Origin of the sequence: Pseudomonas sp. S49 (genome assembly GCF_009866785.1) — a bacterium.
In the GTDB taxonomy this organism is placed as follows: domain Bacteria; phylum Pseudomonadota; class Gammaproteobacteria; order Pseudomonadales; family Pseudomonadaceae; genus Aquipseudomonas.
The window spans coordinates 364100-390326 of record NZ_CP019432.1; the positions used below are offsets into that span (position 1 = coordinate 364100).

Here is a 26227-nt window from a genome sequence, read left to right on the forward strand (position 1 = left end):
GCTGACAACGATAGTCTCAGCGCCGCCCGGCAACAATCCGCAAGTTTTACTCGGTGGATTGAGTGAGCCTGCGCTCCTCGATCAACGCCTGCTCGCGATTGAGTTCCGCGCGTAACTCGTCTTCACTCGGCAGGATCGTCTTGTAACTGCTGGCAAACAGTTGCTCATTGCCCTTGAGCATTGAGTAGCGCGCCACCGAGTCGTTGCTCTCGGCAGACAGAATAATCCCGACTGTCGGCTTGTCGCCCTCGCTACGCATGAGTTCGTCGTACATGCGCACATACATGTCCATCTGCCCGACATCGCGGGCGCTGAGCTTGCCGCGCTTGAGATCAATGATCACAAAGCATTTGAGCAGGTAGTTGTAGAACACCAGATCGATGTACAGATCGACGCCGTCGGTACTGATGCGTTGTTGGCGGGCGACAAAGGAAAAGCCTTTGCCCAGCTCGAGAAGAAAGCTCTGGAGATGGTCGATGAGGGCTTGTTCGAGACCGTCTTCCCTGTCCTTGCCCGTACGCCGGGCTCCCTCTTGTTCAAACTCGACAATATGCCTGCCGATCTGCCAGCAGGTTTGCACTTGAATCGTGTCCACCGCACGCAGCACTTTTTGCCGCGCCTGGCGAATCAGTTCGCCCAGCTTCCCCAGCAACGAATCGATTTTCGGGTCTTGCGTGTCAGCAGGTTTTAGCGGGCTCATTGGCTCTTCCACATCGTTGGATACAGGCGTCAAAGCATGCCAAGAGTCGCCGCGTGGGTATGTCGGGCGAGCCGGTGAAGTCGGAAGGAAGAGGGGATTGGTATTGCAGGACGTTGCCGGTGAAAGAGGCGTCAGACAGAAAGGGTCTGTAGTCCTTTTCGTACATGCTCGTGAGTCGTGGTGATTGCAAAGCCTGGGCGCGGGTACAATCCCGCGCCTCATCTTTTGTGACGTAGGGAAGTGCTGGTTTGAAAGGGATTTTGCGTGTTGTTGGTGTTGCAGGCCTCATGTTGCAGTTGGCAGGCTGCGGAACGTTTATCGGGCGTTTGAATGACGGTTTGTCCGATGCTCAGTATTACCGAGGCGTTGATGGCAACCTTCATCTACTGGGTGTGCGTGGCGGCGGCAGCGATGGCATGCCGGCGGCGATCGTCTGTTACATGATGATTGTCTGTCCGGTCATCACCGTCGTATCCCTGCCAGTGGATGCCGCGCTGGATACGGTTCTGTTGCCGATCGATTACATCAATACGCTTTAGGTTTTCTTTGCGCGGCGTTTGCTTTTCGGCGTGTGCACGGGCTCTTGAACCTTGCGATAGATCCACACGCCGAACACACCCACTGCCAGCAGAAACACTGTGCCAACGCTCTGCCAGACAAACTCGAACCAGAACAGCCGCGGTTGCAGGGCCAGGGTGTAAGTGCTGCGCGGGCCGCGATTATTGGTGGTGATAGAGCCGGTGATCCAGCTGTCGACCAGCATCCAGATCGACAACCCGGTGTCTAAAGTGATCAGTAGAGCAACGAGAACAGTCAGCCAGTAAGTCACCCGACTTGGGCGATAGGGTGGCGGATGGGGCAAGGGGATGCGCGTTTTCCTTTGGTTCATGACGCTTGTGACCTGTTTCCGGGATTGATGAACCGCGCTATCTCGCTTGCCAACTCCACTGCGCGTGGCGGGTTTTCCCTGAGCCACGTTGATACCGCGTGGTCGCAGCCTGGCAGGACGATTTTTTTCAACTGATCAGGTGCCAGGCTCTTTTCAATGGCCTCGATGACTTCGTACGGAATCGCGCTGTTGATCGCGCGAGCGCCCATTTGCTGTATCCCGGCAGACGTACCAGCGATCCCGCCAAAAGTGGTTGCCTGAAGGCCATCGTATTCGCCGATCACCAGCAAGACTTCCCCGTCGAACGTGCGCAGGAACTCCAGCGATGGCGAGTCAAGAAAACCGTAAGGCACCGAAATGGCGCTTTTGAAGGGTGACCCAAACGCTTGCTGCCAGGCTGCCTCCGCGTACAGGGCGGGACAGAACAGCACGATGCGTCTGACTGAAGCGCGATGTGCTTGCGCTACCTTGAGCGCCAGTGCGCCCCCCAGACTGTGACCGATCACTGTGCTGAGTTCGGCGCCAAGATGATCGGCAAACTGCAAAGCCTCCTGAAGGTTCTGCGCCAGTGAAGTGTCTTCAAGGGCAACATCGGCGCTGGGGCCGTGGCCGGAAAGATTGAAGCTCAGGCTGGCAATTCCCTGCGCCTGCAAGGGATACAGAATGGCGTTGAGTCGCGAATAGTCAGAGCGAGCGCCGTGAATGGCCAGCACTTTCGGCGTTGACGCTTCTGCGGCGGAACCGGCCAATACGCGACCTTCCAGTTGGTAGCCGGCGAAGGTTTGCGCAAAGAAAAACTCAGGGCCGGTTGGCGCCTCGTCAAACTGCAACCGAGAGCGAAGTCGCGACGCGCCGGTCAGCGCCAACCGATTGATCACAGGGCAGCCAGGGTGTGCAGGACTGCAACACGCAATGGATTGGTCTCCACGCTCAGCAGCTTGATCGCCAGGGCGCAGCAGACCACGATCAACATGGGTTTGATCAAGCGTGGGCCGACGCGGACAGCGGCTCTGGCACCCAGTTGTGCACCGAGGAAAGCTGCCAGAGCCATCGCAATCGCAATCGGCCAGATGATCACGCCTTTGGTGATGAAGACTGACAGCGAGCCCAGGTTGCACGACGCGTTGGCCAGTTTGGTGAAACTCATGGCCCGCATCATGCCAAGCCCGCAGAGCAGCACGAAACCGACGATAAAGAACGAGCCTACGCCCGGGCCGAAGATACCGTCGTAGAAGCCCAGGATCGGCGCCACGGTGAACGAGAACAGCAGAATGCCGATTCGCTTGCGTCGATCCTCATTGGCCAGTTTCGGCGAGAGCGCAAAGTAGATCGCCACCAGAATAAGCATGACGGGCACGCACACTTCCAGATAGCGCTTATCAATCGAACTGACCAACAGCGCCCCGCTGGCGCCCCCCAGGAACGCGCAGATAACCAGAAAGCGTCCTTCGCGCCACTCAATCATTCCTTTGCGAGCAAACGTGACTGTGGCTGATATGGTCGCCGAAGCAGCCTGGAACTTGTTTGTGGCTATCGCACTGATCGGGTCGACACCGGCCAGAAACAGGGCAGGCAAAGTAATCAAGCCGCCACCCCCGGCAATCGCATCAAAAAAACCGGCGCAAAATGCCACAAGCGCCAACATGCCAATTACATCCCAAGCCATTACGTTTTCCCTTTTTATAGTTATTGGCCAGTCATCCACATGACTGGCCATTCAACAGCCTTGCCGTGCGGTGAATATCAGCCCTGTATCAGCAGCGGATCGTCTGAAATGACAATCGGAGACGAGAACTTCGACAGGCCGAAGATGCGCACCAGTACACGTCGGTTGTCTTTGATGACATCGCGACAATGCAGCGCCCGGACGTTATTGATCACCATGGCCGACTCTTGCGTCAGTGTGTATTGAACCGGTGTTGCTTTACCCACGCTTTGGCAAAGTGCGGAATAAGCCTCTTTTACAAAATCCGAGGCGTTGTCGTTGACCGAAAAACGGTACGAGTTGAATCGCGCGGCGAATCCGACGTTGTCATCGAACTCCAGAATCGAAACATTGCGGCCATCCTCGCCCTTGCCGTTGACGAAAGAATCACTCCGTGTGAACTGGAAGCTGCCCGTTGTGAGTGCGAGGCATCCGGTGACGCCGATTTCATCCAGCAAGGGTGGCAATGGAATCACCGAGGTGGGCTCCAGGCTTGGATTCCATAGCGCCGACAGTATCAACGACGAGGGCGAGGGCGAATGCCCGTCCTGCGCGTTCACAGCACACCAGTACGGCGCTTCGGTGTGGGGGCCGAGGGCGAGACCGGAATGGGAGCTCAGCTCTTTGATTTCCGGTTCGTCATTGATTTTGGTCAGTCCGCCGCCCTTGAAGTTAGCGACGATTCGGACCAGTTTGCCTTCGTTGTCCATGTCGTAGGCAAAGGAGCTGTTATCCACCAGTTTCAACAGAATCTGATTGCGTGCCGCCAGACAAAGTACGTCGTAACGATTTTCCAGAGCGGCCAGCTCGGGCAGTTCATCCGGAGGGCTGGTGTCAGTGAATTTTTCCATGCCCTCAAAAATCAGCAGGGAAACGAGGCCGTCGGAGTACGCGCCAAGCAGTTCACACTGATCCTTGGAAAACGAAAACTTCAGCTCGGTCGCTGCCAGCGAGGCCTTGGACTTGGCGCCTGCGGCTTGTGGTCCGCCCATGGCTGCCAACGCTTCAGAGAAGGTGTGCAGCAGTTTTGCTTGTTGCTTATCAAAACTGAAAGTTCTGACTTCCTGTTCAACTAAAGACTCAACGGTTTTATTAGTGTGTTGTAGGACTTCGGTCATTGTTTACATCCCTGTCGTATCCGCTCCCCTTATATTTTTTGTGGGAGCTGTTGGCTGTTTCGATGCTGCAATGCGTGCCGAGCGCACGCAATGATGCGGACGTGGGCGAGTTGATACAGGTTTGGTTTTTTCAGGAGGGCACAGGGCGCTGTGACGCGACAGTTCAAACAAATGCTGAATGCCTGGTCAGTGTTTGCTGTCGCTTGCCTGACAGCTGAAACAACAGCAGATGACCTGCGCTGAGGTCTTGTCCTCCATGACAACTTTTTGATGGGTGTTAGTTCTGCGAGCGTTCCTGCTCGCAGACGCAACTGTCCGGGTGCCTGCAACAACCTCGGTAGATTCCCGATGCTGGAGGGCGCGGAGTGCGTTAATTGGGTGATGCGTTAAATGCTGATCGTCAGGGCTGAAGTGCCCGGCGATTATTCCGGGCAGTCAACAATGACCTGCCGGAAAAGCTGACGGAGCCTAACATCAAAATAATGGCCAGCAAAAGCACTGCAAGAGGGGGTGAGGGACGGCTTATCAAATCGCAGGCATAAAAAAACCCTGAATCTTGCGATTCAGGGTTTTCGGTATTTGGTGCCCAGAGACGGAATCGAACCGCCGACACGGGGATTTTCAATCCCCTGCTCTACCGACTGAGCTATCTGGGCAACGGGGCGCATTAAAAGGGTTTTTCGGATTTACGTCAACGACTTTTTTAAAATTTCTTAAATTAATTCCGTCGCTTACGATCCGACCCCCGATTTTGCAGGTTTTACTCTGCAGGCGGAACGTAGCCTTCGGCCTTGGCGTATTCCTCGCCGGAGAAGTACTTGTCCATTTCGCCCTGAAGATATTTGCGGTCTTCGGCGTTCATCATGTTCAGACGCTTTTCGTTGATCAGCAGGGTCTGGTGTTTCTGCCAGTCAGCCCAGGCCTTGGCCGAGACGTGGTCAAAAATGTCCTGACCTTTGGCGCCCGGGAAAGGAGCGCGGTCCAGCGCGGGCAGTTCTTCTTTGTACTTGCGGCACATTACGGTGCGGGTCATGGCGACACTCCTGCATTCAAGACGGCGGCCGCGCGTTCGAGCAAGGTTTTGACCGGGGCGGCGAGGCCCAGGCGCGGCGGGGTGGCGAGGTTATACCAGAGCCAGTCGGCCTCGGCCACGTGATGGGCGGCCTCCTGCACCTGAACCAGCCAGGGTTCGATGGACAACTGGAAATGGCTGAAGGTGTGGACAAGGCTCGGCAGCGCCTGCTGCTCGCCCATGGTCAGCGAGTGCTGAGCGGCGAGATGTTGCAGGTCGTTGAGGTCATCAAGTTCCGGCAGGCTCCACAGACCGCCCCACAAACCGCTCGAGGGGCGACGGTAAAGCAGAATCGCGCCGTCGCCGTTGGCGAGCATCGGCATCAGCGTGCGCTTCTGCGGGATCGTTTTGCGCGGCTTGGGGATCGGGTAGCGGGTTTCGAGGCCGAGCATGTGCGCCTCGCAACCCCGTTCCAACGGACACAGCAGACAACTCGGCTTGCTGCGCGTGCAGAGCGTGGCGCCGAGATCCATCATCGCCTGTGTGTAGGCGTTGACCCGATCGTGCGGCGTAAAGCGCTCAGCGTTGGCCCAGAGCTGTTTGGCGACCTTCGGCTCGCCGGGGTAGCCCTCTTGCGCGGTAAAGCGCGCCAGCACGCGTTTGACGTTGCCGTCGAGGATCGGCGCACGCAGGCCCATGCTGATGCTCGCAATGGCGCCAGCGGTGGACAAGCCGATGCCCGGCAGATCCGTAAGTTTTTCGACGTCGCGCGGAAATTCGCCGCCGTACTGGCTGACGACGATTTTTGCGGTCTTCTGCAGATTGCGCGCACGGGTGTAGTAACCCAGCCCCGTCCACAGGTGCAGCACTTCGTCTTCCGGCGCTTCGGCCAGTGCTTCTACCGTTGGCAGCGCGGCCATGAAACGGTCGAAATAGTTGAGCACGGTGCTGACCTGGGTTTGCTGCAACATGATCTCCGACACCCAGACCCGATACGGGTTGATGTCCTGCTGCCAAGGCAGATCGTGGCGGCCGTGGCGGTCGAACCAATCCAGCACCGCCGTGGAAAATTGCTCCGCTCTCATCGCTTGAACAGCCCCTTCAATGCGTTTTTCAGTTCCGGGCTGACCTTGTCACCGAGTTTCTCGTCGATCTTCTCACTGAGCTTGTCGCCGGCCAGTTTGGTCGCGACCTGACCGAGGCGATCGTTGTCGACGCGGCAGGCCTTGGCGCCCAATTCGAGCGGGCCACGGCAGCGCAGCGGCCATTCGACTCCGACGAATTTTTCGCCGACCTGACACGCCGGATCCGGCATGGCGCTGGTGTCGCCCTCGACGATGATGCCAACGCGGTAATCCATGCCGAGCACACGCAGGTCGATGTCGCCGTCACCGTTGACGGTCATGCCGGGGATGCGCACTTTCAGATCCGGGTTGCTGGCGACGCCGTTGCGGAAGGTCAGGTTGCCCTTGAGTTCCTGGAACGGCGTGTCCTTGCCGCGTGGCTCGCCGCTGAGGGTTTTGCGATTGAGCGTGGCGATGCCTTTGCACAGTTGCTGTTCAAGGTTGGCGTTGAGCAGCACGCCGTTGTTGATCACGAAACTGGCGTTGCCGTTGAGGGTGTCAATCAGCGCCTGCTGGCTGTTGCCGCTGCCGGTCACGTTGCTGGTCAGGGTCACCAGACCTTTGACCGGCGGATTCTTGCCTTGGCTTTCGAGAATTTTTTCAACAGGCACGCGGTTGAGTCTGGTCTGCAAATTCAGCACGGGTGCGTTCGGACGCACATCGAGGGTGCCGTTGGCTGCGAAACCACCGTTGTACAACTCGCCGCTCAGGTTGGTCAGGGTCAGCAAGCCGCCCTGGCCGGTAACCTTGAGCGCTGCGTTCTGGATCGGCAGTTTGTCGAGGGTCAACTGGCCGAAGGTCAGGTCGGCGTCCACGTCGAGTTTGGCCAGGCGTTCAACCGGCAACAGGCGCTCGGTGCTCCAGGCGGTTTTGCTTGGTTTGTCCGGCAGAGGCGTTGAGCCCGCGCCGGCCATGGCATCGGCTTCAGTGCTGGCAACTTCGGCCTGGCGCACCTGCGTGGCGCTATTGGCCTGCGCCGATTTTGGCGGCAGGTAACGGTCAGCGTTGAATGTGTCAGCCTTGAGGATTGCGCGCAGTGACTGCTTGGCGAAGTCTTCGACGGCGATGCGACCGCTGAAGCTGCTGTCGTCGAGTTTCAGGTTGATGTTGTCGAGTGCGATGCTGGTTGGCGTGGCGGCCACACGGCTGACCAGTTCGACCTTGCTCAGACTGCCTTCGGCCATGGCCGGGAGTTTCTGACCGATGCTGTCGACAAATTTCGCCAGGTCGAACTGGGCGATGGAGATGCCGCCGGTAATCTGCGGCGTCTTGTCGAGGTCGTTGACTTTCAGTTCGCCCAAGGCACGCAATTGGTTGGCAGAGATCTTGATACCAGTCCATTCGGCGACGTTCGCCGCTTTATCCAGTAATAACTGCCCCTGTGCGGCAAAGGTCATGGTCTTGCCTTGTAGCGGGTCGCCAGCCAGTTCGCCGGACAGCTTCAGGTCTTCCAGCTTGTAGCGTTGCAGAGCGCGTTCAATGCGCAGTTCGCCGGTGAGCTCGGTACGCACGCGCAGAACGGGTTGATTGGTGCCGAGGAATGCGGTGGCTTTTACCGGGATATTGGTCGAATCGTGTACCGGGCCGGTGCTCAACTGGATGCTTTCGGCGCTGAACTGCTTGCCGGTCTTCTCGTCGTTGTACTCAACGCGGGCGTTGTTGACAGTCAGGCTGTCGATATCGAGGCGGATCGGCTGCGGTGGTTTTTCCACCGCAACAGGAGCTTCGCTGGCCGGTTGGCCAGCCGTAGCGGCTGGCGGCGTTGCACCCGCCGGGGCAGGCACCTTGCCGATGTCTTCCCAGTTGCCATGGCCGTCCTTGTCGCGATTGAGGCGCAGGTTCAGACCTTCGACGCGCACGTCGCTCATTTGCACTTCACGGCGCAGCAGCGGTAGCACGCGCACGGACAGGCCGAGCATCTGCAAGTCGGCGAACGGTTCGGCAGGTTTGATCAGGGTGGCGACGCTGGCCTCGTGCAATTCCAGGCCAAGCCATGGGAACAGGCTCCAGCCGATATCGCCATTGAGCGTCAGCTCGATGTGGGCCTTGTCGCGGGCAATCTGGCGAATCTCGTCTTTGTAGTCGTTGGGATCGAAGAGGTGGGTCAGGGCAAAACCTGCCGCCACAATGATCAGCAACAACCCGAGAAGTACCAGACCCAGGATTTTGCCGAACGCTTTCATGGGCGAGTCCTTGTAATTAGTCGAATTCGTAATTTAGCCGGGGAGTATAGCGCTGCAACCGCCCGGTTCGCTGTGACGTCATGTTGCCAGCACCTCCAGCGGCACCTGCAACCTGGCGGCGAGTGCCTGAGCTTCAAAATGCCCTTCAGGCGCCAGCAGACGCAGTTCGGCCCCCGCTTGCGACGCCATTTTCTGCGCTTGGTTCACCAGCCGTTCGGCTACCCCACGGCGACGGGTAACTTTTCGTACGCATAAATGGGACAAGTACCAAACGTTGTGGTGCCTTTGCAGAAGCGCTGCGCCAAGCAGGCGATCATTGAAGCGTCCGGCAATCAGAGTCCCGTCCGCGAGGGCGCTTTCGATCAGTTCAGCCTCCCCGGAAAACGGCGCAAACAGCCATTCTGGCGCATCGCGATAGATCTTCTGCAAATCCTGCTGATCCTGATAACTGGCGTCTTTCACGGCTTCAACAACGATCGGCATGGCGTTTTCCTGAGTGGTACGAGAACAGATGACATAAAAAAGGTGATATCAGTTTGGTTTTTCTGTCACGTGCAAATGGTAACCTTCGCCCGTTCGTCCGTCCTTCTGCGACTTAACGTCGCGCCTTCAAGGAGCTTCACCCAAAAAAACGGTCATGCCTGCGTGCATAAAGGCCGGGGGTGAACAGTGGCTGGCGAACCATACTAATAATTGGGGGATACACAATGAGCACGAGCATCACGGCGGACGGCCTTCGCGCCGACCAGCCTGCGTTCCTGTCCAAGGAACGCATCATCGCCAAGCCCGGTTTCAACCGTTGGCTGGTGCCACCGGCCGCACTGGCCATCCACCTGTGCATCGGCATGGCCTACGGCTTCTCGGTGTTCTGGTTGCCGCTGTCCAAGGCGCTGGGCGTTACTGCTCCAGTGGCTTGCGCACCGGACATGAGCTTCATCGCACAGGTATTTTCGTCGCAATGCGACTGGCCGATCTCGATGCTCGGCTGGATCTACACGTTGTTCTTCATCTTCCTCGGCTGCTCGGCAGCGATCTGGGGTGGCTGGCTGGAACACGCCGGGCCACGCAAGGCTGGCGTGGTATCGGCACTGTGCTGGTGTGGCGGTCTGCTGATCTCGGCGCTGGGTATTTATACCCATCAGATCTGGCTGATGTGGATCGGCTCCGGCGTGATCGGCGGTATCGGTCTGGGTCTGGGCTATATCTCGCCAGTATCGACCCTGATCAAGTGGTTCCCGGACAAGCGCGGCATGGCCACCGGCATGGCAATCATGGGCTTCGGTGGTGGCGCGATGGTCGGTGCACCGCTGGCAACCGCGCTGATGAGCCACTTCGGTTCGGCTGAAGGCGTTGGCGTCTGGCAGAGCTTCGTGGCCATGGCCGCGATCTACTTTGTGTTCATGATCGGCGGTGCTCTGGCTTACCGCGTGCCGCCAACCGGCTGGAAACCTGAAGGCTGGACCGCTCCGGCGAAAAAGGCTTCCAACTCGATGATCACTCATCGCCATGTGCACGTGAATGTGGCGTGGAAAACCCCGCAATTCCGTCTGGTCTGGCTGGTGCTGTGCCTGAACGTTTCTGCTGGTATCGGCATTCTCGGCATGGCTTCGCCACTGCTGCAGGAAGTGTTCGGTGGCAAGTTGTTGGGTGTTGACGTGCCATTCGGTCAGCTCGACGCCGGGCAACTGGCTTCGATCGCCGCGATCGCTGCCGGTTTCACTGGTCTGCTGAGTCTGTTCAACATCGGTGGTCGCTTCTTCTGGGCCTCGTTCTCGGACTACCTGGGCCGCAAAAACACCTATTTCGTGTTCTTCGCCCTGGGTTTTGCCCTGTACGCGCTGATTCCGAACATGGGTCACCTGGGCAACGTTGCGCTGTTCGTGGCGGCGTTCTGCATCATTCTGTCGATGTACGGCGGCGGTTTCGCCACGGTTCCGGCGTATCTGGCTGACCTGTTCGGTACGCAGATGGTTGGTGCGATCCACGGTCGTCTGCTGACGGCGTGGGCGGCGGCTGGCGTGCTCGGTCCCGTGCTGGTGAACTACCTGCGTGAATATCAGCTGAGCATCGGCGTTGAACGCGCTGCCGCTTACGACATCACCTTGTACATCCTCGCCGGCCTGCTGGTGTTGGGCTTCCTGTGCAACCTGATGGTGCGTCCGGTGGCCGACAAGTACTTCATGACTGACGCTGAGCTGGCTGCCGAACAGGCGCTGGGCCACGACAAGGGTGCTGACGCCAGCACCGTTCTGGAGTGGAAAGCGGCGCCGGGCAGCAAGCCGCTGGCAATCGCTGCCTGGCTGGCTGTAGGTATTCCGTTGGCGTGGGGTGTGTGGGTGACCCTGCAGAAGACGGCGGTACTGTTTCACTAAGGTGTTAGCTGAATAAACACCGAACCTGTGGGAGCGAGCCTGCTCGCGAAGACGGAATATCAGTCAACTTAATTGTTGGCTGACCCACCGCATTCGCGAGCAGGCTCGCTCCCACATTTGTTTTTGCGCTGCCTGTAATGGCTTGTATGGACATGTCTACCCGCGACAGCCGGGGGTTCTATCCGTCAGTCATCTCACCTCTCGTGTTTCTGTTTCGGCCCCGCGTGCCTATAATGGCTGCCTTTTTCGCCCAATGATTTTGCGGAGCTGGTGATGGCCGAACGTAAGGCGTCTGTCGAGCGCGACACTCTGGAAACCCAGATCAAAGCCTCGATCAACCTTGATGGCACCGGAAAGGCCCGATTCGATATCGGTGTTCCTTTTCTTGAGCACATGCTGGATCAGATCGCCCGTCACGGGTTGATCGACCTGGATATCGAATGCAAGGGCGATCTGCATATCGACGACCACCATACGGTGGAAGACGTCGGTATCACCCTTGGCCAGGCATTTGCCAAAGCCATTGGCGATAAAAAAGGCATCCGTCGCTACGGTCATGCCTACGTGCCGCTCGATGAAGCGCTGTCGCGCGTCGTCATCGATTTCTCCGGTCGTCCAGGCCTGCAGATGCACGTGCCGTACACCCGCGCCACCGTCGGCGGTTTCGACGTTGACCTGTTCCAGGAATTCTTCCAGGGCTTCGTCAATCACGCGCTGGTCAGCCTGCACATCGACAACCTGCGTGGCACCAACACCCACCACCAGATCGAAACCGTGTTCAAGGCTTTCGGCCGCGCGCTGCGCATGGCCGTCGAACTGGATGAGCGCATGGCCGGGCAAATGCCATCGACCAAAGGCGTTCTGTAATGCAGACGGTTGCAGTTATCGATTACGGCATGGGTAACCTGCACTCGGTGGCCAAGGCCCTCGAGCACGTCGGCGCCGGCAAGGTGCTGATCACCAGCGATGCTGCGGTGATTCGTGAAGCTGACCGCGTGGTGTTCCCCGGTGTTGGCGCGATTCGCGATTGCATGGCGGAGATCCGTCGCCTCGGTTTCGACTCGTTGGTGCGCGAAGTCAGCCAGGATCGTCCGTTCCTCGGCATCTGTGTCGGCATGCAAGCCTTGCTCGACACCAGTGAAGAGAACGATGGCGTTGACTGCATCGGCCTGTTTCCGGGCGCAGTGAAGTTCTTCGGCAAAGACCTGCATGAAGACGGCGAGCATCTGAAAGTCCCGCACATGGGCTGGAACGAAGTGCAGCAGAAGGTCAGCCACCCGCTGTGGCATGACATTCCGGACATGGCGCGTTTCTACTTCGTGCACAGCTACTACATCGCTGCCGCCAATGCGCGGCAAGTGGTTGGCGGCGGTCACTACGGCGTCGATTTCGCTGCAGCGCTGGCCGACGGCTCGCGTTTCGCCGTGCAGTTCCACCCGGAGAAGAGCCATACCCATGGCCTGCAATTGCTGCAGAACTTCGCCGCGTGGGACGGTCGCTGGTAAATGGCTGCCAAGAAGTCCAGACCGCCGATCCTGACCCTCACTCCCGAACAGGAGAACGAGGCCAATCGCAAGATCCAACGGTTCATGGAAGACCGTTTCGAACTCGACCTGGGTTCGTTCGAAGCGGCGGAAATTCTTGAACTGTTTACCCGCGAAATTGCTCCGCACTATTACAACAGGGCGATTTTCGATGTGCAGACCCACCTCAAAGAGCGGTTTGAAAGCATCGAAAGCGACCTGTGGGCGCTCGAAAAAAATTAGGAGCAGCTGCAAGCCGCAAGCTTCAAGCTGCAAGAACTGGTACACCGCATGCTCGCAGCTAGTCGCTTGCAGCTTGCCGCTCTTTTGACGAAGGAAAAAGCATGCTGATTATTCCCGCTATCGATCTTAAAGACGGTGCCTGCGTACGTCTGCGCCAGGGCCGCATGGAAGATTCCACAGTGTTCTCCGATGACCCGGTGAGCATGGCTGCCAAGTGGGTGGAGGGCGGTTGCCGCCGTCTGCATCTGGTCGATCTGAACGGTGCGTTCGAAGGCCAGCCAGTCAACGGCGAAGTCGTCACCGCAATCGCCAAGCGCTACCCGACATTGCCGATCCAGATCGGTGGCGGCATCCGTTCGCTGGAAACCATCGAACACTACGTCAAGGCTGGCGTCAGCTACGTGATCATCGGCACCAAAGCCGTTAAAGATCCGGCGTTCGTCGCTGAAGCGTGCCGCGCGTTCCCGGGCAAGATCATCGTCGGTCTGGATGCCAAAGACGGTTTTGTCGCCACCGATGGCTGGGCTGAAATCAGCACCGTGCAGGTCATCGATCTGGCCAAGCAGTTTGAAGCCGACGGCGTGTCCTCGATCGTTTATACCGACATCGCCAAAGACGGCATGATGCAGGGCTGCAACGTACCGTTCACCGCTGCGCTGGCCGCCGCCACCAAGATTCCGGTGATCGCGTCCGGCGGTATCCACAATCTGGGTGACATCAAGTCGCTGCTCGACGCCAAGGCGCCAGGCATCATCGGCGCCATCACTGGCCGGGCGATCTACGAAGGCACCCTCGACGTCGCCGAAGCGCAAGCTTTCTGCGATTCGTACCAAGGCTGAGGACTGACCATGGCGCTGGCCAAACGCATCATCCCTTGCCTGGACGTGGACAACGGCCGGGTCGTCAAAGGTGTGAAGTTCGAAAACATCCGCGACGCCGGTGACCCGGTGGAAATCGCTCGTCGCTACGACGAGCAGGGTGCCGACGAGATTACCTTTCTCGACATCACCGCCAGCGTCGATGGCCGTGACACCACGCTGCACACCGTCGAGCGCATGGCCAGTCAGGTGTTCATCCCGCTGACCGTCGGCGGTGGCGTGCGTACCGTGCAGGACATTCGCAATCTGCTGAATGCCGGCGCGGACAAGGTGTCGATCAACACTGCGGCCGTGTTCAACCCGGAATTCGTTGGCGAAGCAGCGCAGCATTTTGGCTCGCAATGCATCGTCGTCGCCATCGACGCGAAGAAGGTTTCTGGCCCGGGTGAAACCCCGCGCTGGGAAATCTTCACCCACGGCGGGCGCAAGCCAACCGGCCTCGACGCGGTCGAGTGGGCGAAGAAAATGGAAGGCCTCGGTGCCGGTGAAATCCTGCTGACCAGCATGGATCAGGACGGCATGAAAAACGGTTTCGACCTCGGCGTGACTCGCGCAATCAGTGATGCGCTGGGCATTCCGGTGATCGCGTCCGGTGGTGTCGGCAACCTGCAGCATCTGGCCGATGGCATTCTCGAGGGCCATGCCAGTGCGGTGCTGGCGGCGAGTATTTTCCACTTCGGCGAATACACCGTGCAGGAAGCCAAGGCCTATATGGCGCATCGCGGGATCGTGATGCGTTAGATGGTCGTCGGTGCTGTGGCGGACTTCGCGTCGAGCGAGACCCGCCACATGATTCATTCTGCTATCCGGGATTGCGTAGGGTGCAGGTGATCAGTCCGAACCTCTGAAACACTCAGGTTTCGATCCATCGTGTAACTGCATAGCGTCAATGGCAGCGCCTGAACGGGGGTGTAAAACCCGTCGTCGACTTTGCTGTAGTGCTCAGGATTGATCTCGGAGCAATTGGTTTCTTCTGCCGGGCCCGTGTAGATCTGGGTCCAGAGATTGCGATCTGCCTCTTCACGGTACTTTATAAAAAGATAATTTCCGTCTGGCTCAATGGTGAGCGTCGGCGCGGGTAGTTGCATCGGAACGGGCGTTACGACTCTTGCTGCGAGGATTTGGGCGTTTCCAAGCAGTCGGCTATCGGCTTGTTGATCGATTGAGTTCACGCCAATCAAGCATAAATAATGCAGTCCGGCTTCTCGGCCAATCTCTGATTGCACTTTTGCGCTGGTTGTACTGATTCGGTCGCTGTAGTTGTCAGGTGAATAACAAGCCTGTGCATCACGAACAGTCTTGAAGCGATAGAACTCGGTACTCATGGAAAAATTGATATCCCACTTGGGTGTTGGTTGGCTGGTGCTGGTGGGCGCTTTGTGCAGTCCGATATCTGTAATTGCTCTTGAGTTTGATCTGAGCTGAAAGTTTGAGTTTGGAGTGAGTGCGCAGTTTTCTGTGTCGAGACGGAATGTTCCATTGGCGAAACAACCAGTCAGATAGTCGACAGGAAAACTTTGGCTCGCCTGATGCGGCAATAGAGATGGTGTCTTTTTATCGCCACACAGACCATGCCAGAAACACAAGTCATCCGAAGGAATACCGTAAGTAGTGCCGGATAATATGCCGGTCACTTGTCCCGTTTCAGCATCGATCACCGGGGCGCCCGATGAGCCAGGCTCAATTCCTTTGCAGTTCTGCTTTTGGTAGTCGGTGTGAATGTTCAAATACTTGATCAGGGTGGTGTGGGTCGGCTCTTGTGTACAGGTCGAAATCCTCAGGCCCGCTGCATTGGCGGGCGCGCTTACCAGGTTCACCTGACTGACGTTGCGGGGCGCTGCCGCCGCGAGCTTGAGTGGGGTTATTCCGTCTTTCAGCAGGCTGTCCAGTGAGGTGCCTAACTGCAATATTGCGATATCCGTACTGGCGAAACTGGCCCAGTTGACCTTGTTGATGTCATAACGCTTGGCGCCTGCGAGCGTGTCATGGAAAAAATTGAACTGCATCTGACCTTGATAAGCAATGTCAGCAATTGTGCCGACTCTGATGGAAGTGCAGTGCGCATTGGTCATTACGTAAGCAGGCCCGTTTGCTTCTTTACCTGTTCCACGAGTATCGAGCAGGAATGCGCTGCAATAAGGCCTATCGTCTTTGAAAATCTTGCCAACACCGTTCCAGTGATTGAAGTCGCCACCCGCGTTACTTAGCAGAATTGCTTCCGGCGCTTCGGCTGTAGTGCCTGCGCAGGAGATTAAGGGAAGTGCCAGTGCTATTGTTGAACACGCAAAAAATATTCGGACTTTATTAGTCATGATCAATCCTTGACCGTATTTCAGGAATTAATGGAGCAGCTGTGTTTCGCAGGTGAGTTTAATTCGTTGTTCTGTTCGGTATGTGCTGGCTAATGTGACTTGTTGTGAGTGCTGTTATCTGCAAGTTAAAAGTGTGAGGTCGGTGAATGCCGCAGGCATCTCTGATACGGCTGAAAACTGTTCTTTCGCATGCTCTTTTTTTGCTTCTTCAGCACGTGCTGGTGCTTTTTAATCGGGTCAGGATCGAAAACCATACAGGCCAGTGGACAGCATGGCGCACCCAAGGCACTCTTGGGCACGCCATGGATTTCGGTAGCCCGACATGATCAAACGCCTGCTTCTTGTTCTCGCCAGCACATCAATGTTGCTCATCAACACTGTCCGCGCCGAAAACAGTCCCGACACCGATCTGGTGCTCCTCACCGAAAACTTCCCGCCCTACAACATGGCGAAAGATGGCAAGAACTTCGCCAAAGGCGAAAACATCAACGGCATCGCCGCCGACATCGTCCGCGAGATGTTCAAGCGTGCTGGTATCACCTACAGCCTGACGTTGCGTTTCCCATGGGAGCGCGTCTACAAACTCGCTCTGGAAAATCCTGGGTACGGCGCCTTCGTGATGGCGCGCCTGCCGGATCGCGAAAAACTCTTCAAATGGGTCGGCCCGATCGGTCCGGACGACTGGATCATGCTGGCCAAGGCTGACAGCAAGATCACCCTCGAAACCCTCAATGACGCGCGCAAGTACAAAGTTGGCGCCTACAAGGGCGATGCAATTGCCGAGACATTGGCCAAACAAGGCCTGAAGCCGATCGTGGTGCTGCGTGATCAGGACAACGCGAAGAAACTGGTCAATGGTCAGATCGACCTGTGGGCCACCGGTGATCCTGCCGGACGCTATCTGGCACGGCAGGACGGTGTCACCGGCCTCAAAACGGTGTTGCGCTTCAACAGCGCGGAACTGTATCTGGCGCTGAACAAGGACGTCTCCGACGACGTCGTTGCCAGGCTTCAGGCCGCGCTGGATCAGCTACGCAAAGAAGGCGTGGTGGACGAGATCATGGGGCGCTATCTGTAGCGCTCACGACGTCCTGCTCAGTCGACGCAGGGGTGGGTGTTTGCTCCATTTCGGCAATATCTACGGGCGTTTCTGTTGCGACCGGCTGCGTGGCAGGGACAATGTTTTCGGGTACCTCGGATGTGTATTGGCTGATGTGCAGGCTGCTGCCGGCGGTATAGCTGAAAAGGTTTGCCACGGCTGTGCCGTCGGCACGCAGCAGTCGGTAGTCGCTTTGAATCAGATAGGCCGCCACTGACTTTCCGCCGTCGACCACCGCGACGACTTCAATGGCCGCCGTGTTGAGCCATTCGTTCGAGTGCATTTCGCATTGTGTGAACTCATGCCCCAGCCTTGCCGAAAACAGGAAAGGAGTGCGCACATTGGTTTGCCATTGGGCTCCAAACTCGACTGAAGTGCTGTTGGTAAATGCGCGCAGGCCGTCGGTTCGCTGCTCGCGGTACGCCGTCCAGCGAAATGTCTGGCTGGTGCTTTCGCTGTTGTGAGCATGACCGACGAGCACGTATTTATCGGTGCGCTGCAGTGTATAGAACGGCGACGTGTGCAGTTGTTCAAGGGGGGCCAGCAGCGGGTCCTTCACCGTGAACCACGGTAGGCTGGCCATGAAGGTAGGCTGCTGCGGCAGGTCCAGTGCAGTCGGTGTTATCCCGCAAAGCAAAGGTGCCACAGGCCGTGGATTGATGATGAGCGGAATCTGCAGACGCAGCGAGTGGACCTGAAGATCCGCCGGTTTCGAATAACCATTGAATCCCACGAAAGTGCCGGGAGCCAGGTAGATCTCACCGGATGCTGCTGCTGGTGGCAGCGCGCCCCAGGCGCTGATGCTTTGTCGTGCGCCGCTGCCCTTGTCGTTCCACAGTGGGTCGCTGGCGCTCGAGGCAATCACCAGATCGGCGCGAACACAGCGAATCGAATTGAGCGAAGGTTTTTCGTGACCGTTGGAGCATACCGATCCCAGTGCCACGTACCCTGCGGGCGGAATCGGGCGCCAGACAGCGCCGTCCTTTTTCGATCCCGAACCGGAATCCCGCCAGATCAACTCAAAATCATCGGGGCTGCGCAAGGCTTTACCTTTGCCAGCGTCGACACTGGGCGTCGGCGATTCGCACACCACGGCCACCACTTTGTTGCCATTGATGTTGCCCAGGCCTGGCGCAACCACGTCGCCCAGCGGGAAGTAACCGGGAAGCAAATCGGGGGCGGGAGTGGGGCGCCAGAACGCAGCAGGCTTGGCTCGCGAACCATCGGTATCCCACATGCGCAGAAATTCGCTCGTGAAATTGATCAGCAGGTTGTCGAGCCTGATCGGTTCCATTTGCCTGGCAGGCAATGGAGTAGTGTCAGTTGTGGTCATAGTCATTCCTGATAGTAAAAAACGACTCGGGGTGAGTCGCGACCTGTTGCAGGTCTTACTATCCGGAAAGGGCGAGGGTTTCTTGCGGTAACTATGTATGAGTCAATGTGACCGGGTATTACCGATAGATGCCGTCTTTACCATGCCCGAGCATGGCGCGATTGCTGCGCAGGCTGATCATCTGTCTGATATCGATCCACTCGATTCCCTGAGCTTTCAGCTTCGGCAGTTCGCGCTCCAGCACTGCCAATGTCTGTGGATACGGGTGCCCGATCATCACCGCCGAACCCTGTTTGTGCGCCAGGTTGATCGCCGTCTGCAACTGTGCGGAGATCGCTGCTTCAGTGCGTTCGTCATCCAGAAACACATCCCGCGACACACTCGCCAGATCGATCTTCTGCGCCTGCTGCGCGGCGACAGTCTGTGCGCTGGTGCGGCTGTCGACGAAGAACTTGTGCCGGCGCTGCAATTCGCCCATCAACCACGCCATCGCCACGGGTTGCGCGGTCATGCGGCTGCCCATGTGGTTATTGATGCCAGCGGTGTAGGGGACCATTTTGAACGCCGCGTTAAGGCGTTTTTCCAGCTCTTCGATCGGCAGTTCCGGATGCCAGGCATACGGCCCGGTGGCGGGGTCCATCGGCATGTGCAGGATGACGATCTTGCCGGCGCGATGGGCTTCGCGGGCAAATTCAGTGGCGTGCGGGGTATCAGGCATGATCGCCGTGCTCACCGGGCCGGGCAGGGCCAGCACGCGGCGATCCCGGGGCAGGTTCTGCCCCAGGTCGTCGATGATCAGTGTCAGGTAGGCTTTGTGTGGTTTGGTGCTGGCGGGCTCTGCATGAACAGCACCCGCCAGACAGCACAACAGAACGAAGACGAAACGCAAAGACATCCTCAACGGCCGGACGTGATGCTCAGCCCTTTGAGCAGGCTCAAGGCCTGGGCCAATTGGTAATCGTCATCCTGCGGCATGGCCTTGGCCTTGCTGCCAGACCCGGTCGGTTTGTCCGCGCCGCCGTTGCCGTTGCCCAAGTGTCCTTGCAGGTCGGCTTCCTTGAAGTATTCGCCATCGGCCTCGCTGGTGATCTTGGCCTTGCGTACTTCGATGTCCGGGACGATGCCCTGAGCCTGGATCGAGCGGCCATTCGGCGTGAAGTACAGTGCGGTGGTGATCTTCAGTGCACGGTCGTTGTTCAGCGGCAGCACGGTTTGTACCGAGCCTTTGCCGAAACTGGTGGTGCCCATGACCACTGCGCGTTTTTGATCCTGCAGGGCACCGGCGACGATTTCCGAGGCCGAGGCGCTGCCACCGTTGATCAGCACCACCATCGGCACCGCTTCGCTTTCGTCTTTGCCGGTCGCCGAGAAGCGCAGTTCGGAGTTGGCGATCCGGCCTTTGGTGTAGACGATCAGGCCTTTGGTGATGAAGTGGTCAACCACTTCCACCGCTGCCTGCAACACGCCGCCCGGGTTGTTGCGCAGGTCGAGGATGATGCCGTTGAGTTTCTTGCCGTTGTCCTTGCGCATCTTCGCCAGGGCCTTGGAGACCTCATCGCCGGTCTTGACCTGGAACTGGGTGATGCGGATGTAGCCGTAGCCCGATTCAAGCAGCTGTGCCTTGACGCTCTTCACCTGAATCACCGCGCGTGCCAGCGTCACGTCGAACGGCGTGCCGCCATCGCGTACCAGCGTCAGGGTGATTTTCTGGCCGATCTTGCCGCGCATCTTGTCGACAGCTTCGGTCATGGTCTGGCCGCGCGTCGGCTGGCCGTTGATCTTGACGATGAAGTCGCCGGCCTGGATACCGGCCTTCGACGCCGGGGTGTCGTCGATTGGCGAAACGACTTTGATGAAACCGTCTTCGGCGCCGACTTCGATGCCCAGGCCGCCGAACTCACCGCTGGTGCTTTCCTGCAGCTCGGTGAAATCTTCAGGGCCCAGGTAGGCCGAGTGCGGGTCAAGGTTGCTGAGCATGCCCTTGATCGCGTTTTCCAGCAGGGTCTTGTCGTCCACCGGCTCGACGTAAGCGGCTTTGATCCGGTCCATGACCTCGGCAAAGGTGCGCAACTCTTCCAGCGGCAGCGGTGCCTTGGAGGTTGCGGCTGTGCCTGCCGGAGCGACGGCCGGGGCCGGTTGCGCGGCGAACGCCAGAGGCGCGCCGATCACCAGAGCGATCGTCAGGGCCAGCGAGGTAAGGCGGGACAAATGCAGCATGTCGAACGAACTCCTTAATTAGGCGGTGCGCTTATCCTTGCGCACGACACCATTGCGCCGGATCACTCGGGTGACCCTGCTGACGAATTGCGAAATACAGCGCTGATGTGTCCTGGCCGCCACTGTTACCGACAGTGGAGATGGACTCACCGGCTTTAACCACATCACCGGCCGACTTGAGCAGCGTCTGGTTGTGACCGTAAAGACTCAGAAAACCGTTGCCGTGGTCGAGGATCACCAGCAACCCGGCGCCGCGAAGCCAATCGGCGAACACTACGCGCCCCCCGTGTACGGCATGCACCTGGCTGCCGGCAGAGGCGCTGATCATCACGCCGTCCCACTTGGTGCGGGCGTCGTCGCCACGGCTTTCGCCGAAGCGTGCCAATAGTCGACCATCAACCGGCCACGGAAGTTTTCCCCGGGTTGCAGCAAAAGGGCCACCGAAGGTCTCGCCGCTGCTGGACACCAGCGCGCCGGGAGTAGATTTGACTGGTTTCCGTGGGGCGTCGCTGTTTTCAGCCTGCGCCTCACGCAAGCGCTTTTTTTCCGCTTCCTGCTGGGCGATCAGCGCTTTCTGCCGCGCTTCTTCTGCCTCACGGGCCTGGCGGGCCAGGGTTTCTTCAATGGTTTTAAGGACTTTAGACAGGTCTGCCTGATCCTGCTCGCGGGCGGCGAGTTTCTGATCGCGGGCTTTCACGTCATCGTTGAGCTTGGCGAGGACTTGCTGGCGTTCCTTGCGAACATTTTCCAGTTCGTCGCGCTGGGTGTCGAGGCTGCTTTTCTGCACCAGCAATTGTGCTTGCTGGGCGGCAATGTCTTTTTCGACATTGGCCAGCTGGCGCAGGGTTTCGTTGAAGTTCTTCAACTGCTCCAGGCGGGCCTGGCTCAGGTAATCGTAATAGGTGAGGGTGCGGGCGAATTTCTCGGGATTCTGCTGGTTGAGCAGCAGCTTGAGGTATTCCTGCCGGCCGTTCTGATAGGCCGCACGGGCTTGAATGGCGATCAGTCGCTGCTGCTCAGTGCGCGCGCTCTGGAGTTTTTTTTTCTCTGCATCGAGTCGCTGTAGCTCGGATTCGCTTTTCTGCAGTTCTTTCTGCAGCGCGTCGACCTGCTTCTGCAGCTTGCCCAGCTCGGTTTCAGTGCCCTTGAGTTCTTTCTGTACGCCGGATTTTTCTTCCTGGACTTTGCTCAGCAGCTTTTTCAGCTCGGCAATGTCCTGACGCGTGGCGTCCAACTGCTGTTGGGTTTGCGCGCGCTCGTCAGCGAAGGCCGGTTGGAGCAGGCAGGTCAGAGCGAGGGCGATCAGGACGCGGAGCATAGAGGCGGGCGGCACCAGGGTAATGGACGGCCTAGTATGCCCGCCCGAGGCTGCAAAAAAAACGCCCAATTGGGGCTGTGTGATAACTGGCCTGAAAAACACCACAAACCAATGTAGGAGTGAGCCTGCTCGCGATGGCGTACTTACATTCAACAGAGTAGTCGACTGTCAGATGGCTATCGCGAGCAGGCTCACTCCTACAGGGTTTTGCGGTGTTTTCTGGACCGGGTCAGACCAGAATCGAGGTGCCGGTCATTTCCGCCGGTTTTTCCAGACCCAGCAGTTTCAGCATGGTCGGCGCCACGTCCGCCAGCACGCCGCCTTCACGGACTTTCAGGTCACGCTTGCCGACATAAATGAACGGCACCGGCTCGGTGGTGTGCGCGGTGTGCGCCTGGCCGGTAGATTCATCGGCCATCTGCTCGACGTTGCCGTGGTCTGCGGTGATCAGCGCTTCGCCACCGACTTTTTCCAGGGCGTCGACAATGCGACCGACGCAGGTGTCGAGGCATTCAACAGCCTTCACTGCCGCGTCGAACACGCCGCTGTGGCCAACCATGTCGCCGTTGGCGTAGTTGGCCACGATCACGTCGTAACGCTGGTTTTCGATGGCGTCGACGATGCGGTCGGTCACCTCAGGTGCGCTCATTTCCGGCTGCAAGTCGTAAGTAGCGACTTTCGGCGACGGGATCAGGATGCGCTCTTCACCCGGGAACGGTTCTTCACGACCGCCGGAGAAGAAGAAGGTCACGTGCGCGTATTTCTCGGTTTCTGCGATGCGCAGCTGGGTTTTGCCGTTTTTCGCCAGATAGTCGCCCAGCACGTTTTCCAGGCTGCCCGGGGCGAATGCCGACGGTGCCGGAATGCTTGCCGCGTATTGGGTCAGCATGACAAAACCGGCCAGTTTCGGCTGGCGTGCGCGTTCGAAATCCTTGAAGTCGTCTTCGACGAACACGCGAGTCAGCTCGCGGGCACGGTCGGCGCGGAAGTTCATGAACACCACGGCGTCGCCGTCTTCAACCTTCACCGGTTCGCCGATGGACGTGGCTTTGACGAATTCGTCGCTCTCGCCGCGCGCATAAGCGGCCTCGAGACCTTCCTGCGCAGTGGCCGCGTTGAACTCGCTGTTGCCGTCGACGATCAGGTTGTACGCCTGAGCGACACGATCCCAACGGTTATCACGGTCCATGGCGAAGTAGCGACCAATAATGCTGGCGATGCGGCCCTTGCCGAGTGCCTGGAAGGTCGCATCGAGCAGTTCGATCGACGAGGCGGCGCTTTTCGGCGGTGTGTCGCGGCCATCGAGGAAGGCGTGCAGGTAGATTTTTTCGGCGCCGCGCTTGAAGGCCAGTTCGGCCATGGCGATCAGGTGATCCTGGTGGCTGTGCACGCCGCCATCGGAGAGCAGACCCATGAAATGCACGGCCTTGCCGGCGGCCACGGCTTTATCCACCGCGGCGCAGATGGTCGGGTTTTCGAAGAATTCGCCGTCGCGGATCGACTTGGTCACGCGCGTGAAGTCCTGATACACCACGCGGCCGGCGCCGAGGTTCATGTGGCCGACTTCAGAGTTGCCCATCTGGCCGTCCGGCAGTCCGACGTCCATGCCGCTGCCCGAGATCAAGCCATTCGGCACGCTGGCCCAGAGGCGATCGAGAACAGGCTTCTTCGCCGCGAAAACGGCGTTGGATTCGGGGCTGTCGCTGTGACCGAAGCCGTCGAGAATCATCAGGACCAAAGGTTTAGGCGTAGTCGTCATGGAATCCACTCGTGGCTAATAAAGAAGAGGGCGATGGAAAAGGGAGTTGGAGTTTAAAGCTAAGTTCCGACCGCGTCACCGCCGGACGGGGTTTGGCCGACCATAGTGGCTGTGTATACTGGCCGACATTTTAACGCCCTGGAACCTCCTTCGATGGTTGCTCACCTGATTGAATTTGCCACTAACCACTACATTCTTGTCGGTATCTTCGTCGTACTGCTGGCTCTGCTGCTGGCGCACACGATGCAGGGCGGCGGTAAAAGCCTGAGCACCGGCGAGCTGACAGCACTGGTCAACAAAGATGCAGGCGTGGTGGTGGACATCCGTCCGGCCAAGGATTTCGCTGCCGGCCACATCGTTGGCGCGGTGAACATTCCCCAGGACAAACTGGCTGCGCGCGTTGCCGAGCTGGAAAAGCACAAGGCCAAGACCATCATTCTGGTCGACGCCCTGGGCCAGACCGCCGGCACCCACGCCCGCGAACTGATGAAATCCGGCTTCACCGCCGCCAAGCTGTCCGGCGGGATTTCCAGCTGGAAAGGCGACAACCTGCCGCTGGTGAAGTGATATGAGCGAAGTCATCGTCTACTCCAGCGATTACTGCCCTTATTGCTCGCGAGCCAAGTACCTGCTCGAGAACAAAGGCGTGGCCTTCAAAGAGATCAAGGTCGATGGCAAGCCGCAGGTGCGCGCCGAAATGACCCAGAAAGCCGGACGCACGTCCGTGCCGCAGATCTGGATCGGCAGCCAGCACATCGGCGGTTGTGATGATTTGTATGCCCTGGAGCGCGCCGGCAAGCTCGACGCGCTGCTCAAGGCCTGAACGGCTGCACCCACGTACAGCACTCCCTAAAAGACCCAAGATCGATAAGGATCTGAGATGACTGACCAACAGAACACTGCAGCCAGCGAAGAAGAAACCGCACCGCAATTCTCCTTGCAGCGCATCTACGTACGCGACCTGTCCTTTGAAGCCCCGAAAAGCCCGGCGATCTTCCGCCAGCAGTGGGATCCGGCTGTCGCGCTGGATCTGAACACTCGTCAGAAAGCGCTGGAAGGCGATTTCTACGAAGTTGTGCTGACCCTGTCGGTTACCGTGAAAAACGGTGAAGAAGTGGCCTTCATTGCTGAAGTGCAACAGGCCGGTATCTTCCTGATCAAGAACCTGGACGCGGCTTCGATGAGCCACACCCTGGGTGCGTTCTGCCCGAACATTCTGTTCCCGTACGCGCGCGAAACCCTGGACAGCCTGGTGACCCGTGGTTCGTTCCCGGCCCTGATGCTGGCCCCGGTGAACTTCGACGCCCTGTACGCGCAAGAGCTGCAGCGCATGCAGGAAAGCGGCGAGACGCCAACCGTTCAATAAGACGGTTTAGCAACACCCCATGTGGGAGCGAGCCTGCTCGCGATAGCGGTCTGTCAGACACATCAAAGTTGACTGACACTCCGTAATCGCGAGCAGGCTCGCTCCCACATTTGTTTTGCGGTGTTACTTGAAGTCGTTCTGGCGCCAGGCTTCGTACACAGCGACCGCCACGGTGTTGGACAGGTTCAGGCTGCGGCAGCCTTCGCGCATCGGCAGGCGCAGGCGCTGTTCCGGCGGCAGCGCGTCGAGCACTTCCGGCGGCAGGCCACGGCTTTCCGGGCCAAACAAAAACGCATCACCCGGGACGAACGCGGCATCATGAAACGGCCGCGAGCCTTTGGTGGTGAACGCGAACAGCCGTGGATTGCCCAGGCTCTCCAGGCAACTGGCCAGATCCGCATGACGTTGCAGCGTGGCATATTCGTGGTAGTCGAGACCGGCACGGCGCAAGCGCTTGTCGTCCATCTCGAAGCCCAACGGTTCGATCAAATGCAGGTGGCAGCCGCTGTTGGCGCACAGCCTGATAACGTTGCCGGTATTCGGCGGAATTTCTGGTTGAAAAAGGATGACGTGAAACATGCACGGCTCCGAAGGTAAAGATGAGCGGCATTCTACGCCGCCTGTGGACAACCGTTCGAAACTATTCCCGCGGGTGATCGGTTCGCTGGCGATTGTCGGCGTGATGATCGGTTTGATGATCGGTCGCCTGACCACGCCGGACCCAAGCGTGCTGCAGCAAGTTGAAGTGCGCGATGGCGGCCTGGTGGTGTGGTTCAACAACGAGCCGAAGCTGCACGGCGAAATCATCGATGGCACCGTGGCGCTGCTGTTTCAGGCCGAAGGCCCGGCGCAGAACGGCCAGTTCAAACTCAGTGGCAAGGACGTGAACTGGCGCACGCGCAAGAGTGACGGCGGCTTGCTGTTGACGGTGCTGGCGGCGCGGCCACTGCTGGGCGAGTGGGTCGGCAGCGAAGTCGATGATCGCTGGCGCCTGGAAGTCCGCTTGCAAGAACGCTAGTAGCGTCATTTTTACAGATGTTCGCTCCGACGCTCTTGGGTGTCGTTTCCCACTGAGA

General features: G+C 58.5%; 28 protein-coding genes and 1 tRNA gene. 12 read left to right on the forward strand and 17 right to left on the reverse strand.

Translation table 11 applies throughout. From position 1 onward, the window contains the following. Positions 1-46 precede the first annotated feature (46 nt). A complete protein-coding gene (locus PspS49_RS01615; protein WP_160037880.1) occupies positions 47-700 on the reverse strand; it encodes a PDDEXK nuclease domain-containing protein in 654 nt (217 codons plus the stop codon). 287 nt (positions 701-987) lie between these two features. Here PspS49_RS01615 and PspS49_RS01620 point away from each other — a divergent pair, with 287 nt between their 5' ends. Further along, positions 988-1239: a YceK/YidQ family lipoprotein gene (locus PspS49_RS01620; protein WP_238786318.1), complete on the forward strand. Its 252-nt coding sequence runs from the start codon at positions 988-990 to the stop codon at positions 1237-1239. Here PspS49_RS01620 and PspS49_RS01625 read toward each other — a convergent pair. The 9 genes from PspS49_RS01625 to PspS49_RS01665 form a co-directional block, all read right to left on the reverse strand. After that, complete coding sequence (locus PspS49_RS01625; RefSeq protein ID WP_160037884.1) at positions 1236-1589, reverse strand: hypothetical protein; 354 nt, start codon at positions 1587-1589, stop codon at positions 1236-1238. The two genes, PspS49_RS01620 and PspS49_RS01625, sit on opposite strands and share 4 nt — an antisense overlap. Continuing rightward, positions 1586-2467 (reverse strand): alpha/beta hydrolase, encoded by an 882-nt coding sequence (locus tag PspS49_RS01630; RefSeq protein ID WP_160037886.1) that lies wholly within the window; start codon positions 2465-2467, stop codon positions 1586-1588. The genes PspS49_RS01625 and PspS49_RS01630 overlap by 4 nt, the downstream gene beginning before the upstream one ends. Beyond that, positions 2464-3255, reverse strand: coding sequence for a TSUP family transporter (locus PspS49_RS01635; protein WP_007909181.1), 792 nt, complete (start codon positions 3253-3255; stop codon positions 2464-2466). The genes PspS49_RS01630 and PspS49_RS01635 overlap by 4 nt, the downstream gene beginning before the upstream one ends. Positions 3256-3332: 77 nt before the next feature. Further along, positions 3333-4412 carry a hypothetical protein gene (locus tag PspS49_RS01640; protein WP_127925485.1) on the reverse strand — a complete coding sequence of 360 codons (1080 nt, stop codon included), beginning with the start codon at positions 4410-4412 and terminating at the stop codon, positions 3333-3335. 580 nt (positions 4413-4992) lie between these two features. Then, positions 4993-5068, reverse strand: a tRNA-Phe gene (locus PspS49_RS01645). A 104-nt stretch (positions 5069-5172) separates the two neighbouring features. Then, positions 5173-5445 (reverse strand): oxidative damage protection protein, encoded by a 273-nt coding sequence (locus tag PspS49_RS01650; RefSeq protein ID WP_016986336.1) that lies wholly within the window; start codon positions 5443-5445, stop codon positions 5173-5175. After that, positions 5442-6509 (reverse strand): A/G-specific adenine glycosylase, encoded by a 1068-nt coding sequence (mutY, locus tag PspS49_RS01655; RefSeq protein WP_150750179.1) that lies wholly within the window; start codon positions 6507-6509, stop codon positions 5442-5444. Before mutY ends, PspS49_RS01650 begins: the two co-directional genes overlap by 4 nt. Then, complete coding sequence (locus PspS49_RS01660) at positions 6506-8731, reverse strand: AsmA family protein (protein WP_160037888.1); 2226 nt, start codon at positions 8729-8731, stop codon at positions 6506-6508. Before PspS49_RS01660 ends, mutY begins: the two co-directional genes overlap by 4 nt. Positions 8732-8809: 78 nt before the next feature. Continuing rightward, the gene (locus tag PspS49_RS01665) at positions 8810-9214 is read right to left on the reverse strand and encodes an acetyl-CoA sensor PanZ family protein (protein WP_127925488.1); all 405 of its coding nucleotides are present in this window, start codon (positions 9212-9214) and stop codon (positions 8810-8812) included. A gap of 224 nt (positions 9215-9438) precedes the next feature. Between PspS49_RS01665 and PspS49_RS01670 the strand changes: the two genes are divergently transcribed. The 6 genes from PspS49_RS01670 (at position 9439) to hisF (ending at position 14488) form a co-directional block, all read left to right on the forward strand. Next, positions 9439-11103, forward strand: coding sequence for an OFA family MFS transporter (locus PspS49_RS01670; RefSeq protein WP_160037890.1), 1665 nt, complete (start codon positions 9439-9441; stop codon positions 11101-11103). A 273-nt stretch (positions 11104-11376) separates the two neighbouring features. After that, a complete protein-coding gene (gene hisB / locus PspS49_RS01675; RefSeq protein WP_007909204.1) occupies positions 11377-11970 on the forward strand; it encodes an imidazoleglycerol-phosphate dehydratase HisB in 594 nt (197 codons plus the stop codon). Next, complete coding sequence (gene hisH, locus PspS49_RS01680) at positions 11970-12608, forward strand: imidazole glycerol phosphate synthase subunit HisH (RefSeq protein ID WP_102899557.1); 639 nt, start codon at positions 11970-11972, stop codon at positions 12606-12608. Before hisB ends, hisH begins: the two co-directional genes overlap by 1 nt. After that, positions 12609-12869: a DUF2164 domain-containing protein gene (locus PspS49_RS01685; protein WP_122609200.1), complete on the forward strand. Its 261-nt coding sequence runs from the start codon at positions 12609-12611 to the stop codon at positions 12867-12869. A 101-nt stretch (positions 12870-12970) separates the two neighbouring features. After that, a complete protein-coding gene (gene hisA / locus PspS49_RS01690) occupies positions 12971-13708 on the forward strand; it encodes a 1-(5-phosphoribosyl)-5-[(5-phosphoribosylamino)methylideneamino]imidazole-4-carboxamide isomerase (protein ID WP_003220753.1) in 738 nt (245 codons plus the stop codon). A 9-nt stretch (positions 13709-13717) separates the two neighbouring features. Further along, the gene (gene hisF, locus PspS49_RS01695) at positions 13718-14488 is read left to right on the forward strand and encodes an imidazole glycerol phosphate synthase subunit HisF (protein ID WP_007897430.1); all 771 of its coding nucleotides are present in this window, start codon (positions 13718-13720) and stop codon (positions 14486-14488) included. 53 nt (positions 14489-14541) lie between these two features. On the opposite strand, the gene PspS49_RS01700 is transcribed toward hisF, so the two are convergent. Further along, complete coding sequence (locus tag PspS49_RS01700) at positions 14542-16059, reverse strand: serine protease (RefSeq protein ID WP_160037892.1); 1518 nt, start codon at positions 16057-16059, stop codon at positions 14542-14544. Positions 16060-16381: 322 nt separating this feature from the next. Between PspS49_RS01700 and PspS49_RS01705 the strand changes: the two genes are divergently transcribed. Further along, positions 16382-17137 (forward strand): ABC transporter substrate-binding protein, encoded by a 756-nt coding sequence (locus PspS49_RS01705; RefSeq protein ID WP_127925492.1) that lies wholly within the window; start codon positions 16382-16384, stop codon positions 17135-17137. On the opposite strand, the gene PspS49_RS01710 is transcribed toward PspS49_RS01705, so the two are convergent. The 5 genes from PspS49_RS01710 to gpmI form a co-directional block, all read right to left on the reverse strand. Next, entirely contained in the window at positions 17118-18491 is a 1374-nt protein-coding gene (locus tag PspS49_RS01710; protein ID WP_224790087.1) for a Vps62-related protein, read from the reverse strand. The genes PspS49_RS01705 and PspS49_RS01710 overlap by 20 nt on opposite strands. Positions 18492-18609: 118 nt before the next feature. Beyond that, complete coding sequence (locus tag PspS49_RS01715) at positions 18610-19386, reverse strand: divergent polysaccharide deacetylase family protein (protein WP_160037894.1); 777 nt, start codon at positions 19384-19386, stop codon at positions 18610-18612. Between the two features lie 2 nt (positions 19387-19388). After that, positions 19389-20708, reverse strand: coding sequence for a S41 family peptidase (locus tag PspS49_RS01720; protein ID WP_127925494.1), 1320 nt, complete (start codon positions 20706-20708; stop codon positions 19389-19391). Positions 20709-20739: 31 nt separating this feature from the next. Beyond that, positions 20740-22026: a murein hydrolase activator EnvC gene (locus PspS49_RS01725; protein WP_077570329.1), complete on the reverse strand. Its 1287-nt coding sequence runs from the start codon at positions 22024-22026 to the stop codon at positions 20740-20742. Positions 22027-22255: 229 nt separating this feature from the next. After that, positions 22256-23785, reverse strand: a complete 1530-nt coding sequence (gpmI, locus tag PspS49_RS01730) for a 2,3-bisphosphoglycerate-independent phosphoglycerate mutase (RefSeq protein ID WP_160037896.1) — start codon at positions 23783-23785, stop codon at positions 22256-22258. Positions 23786-23938: 153 nt separating this feature from the next. On the opposite strand from gpmI, the gene PspS49_RS01735 reads away from it, so the two are divergent. Genes PspS49_RS01735 through secB form a run of 3 tightly spaced genes read left to right on the forward strand, consistent with a single transcriptional unit; the run spans position 23939 to position 25151 of the window. After that, a complete protein-coding gene (locus PspS49_RS01735) occupies positions 23939-24352 on the forward strand; it encodes a rhodanese-like domain-containing protein (RefSeq protein ID WP_016986346.1) in 414 nt (137 codons plus the stop codon). 1 nt (position 24353) lies between these two features. Continuing rightward, positions 24354-24608 (forward strand): glutaredoxin 3, encoded by a 255-nt coding sequence (gene grxC, locus PspS49_RS01740; RefSeq protein WP_025110925.1) that lies wholly within the window; start codon positions 24354-24356, stop codon positions 24606-24608. Positions 24609-24665: 57 nt separating this feature from the next. Then, a complete protein-coding gene (gene secB / locus PspS49_RS01745; RefSeq protein ID WP_007909233.1) occupies positions 24666-25151 on the forward strand; it encodes a protein-export chaperone SecB in 486 nt (161 codons plus the stop codon). A gap of 123 nt (positions 25152-25274) precedes the next feature. Here secB and PspS49_RS01750 read toward each other — a convergent pair whose 3' ends face one another. After that, positions 25275-25730, reverse strand: coding sequence for a tRNA (cytidine(34)-2'-O)-methyltransferase (locus PspS49_RS01750; protein ID WP_127925496.1), 456 nt, complete (start codon positions 25728-25730; stop codon positions 25275-25277). On the opposite strand from PspS49_RS01750, the gene PspS49_RS01755 reads away from it, so the two are divergent. Continuing rightward, a complete protein-coding gene (locus tag PspS49_RS01755) occupies positions 25729-26169 on the forward strand; it encodes a hypothetical protein (protein WP_127925497.1) in 441 nt (146 codons plus the stop codon). The genes PspS49_RS01750 and PspS49_RS01755 overlap by 2 nt on opposite strands. Positions 26170-26227: the final 58 nt, after the last annotated feature.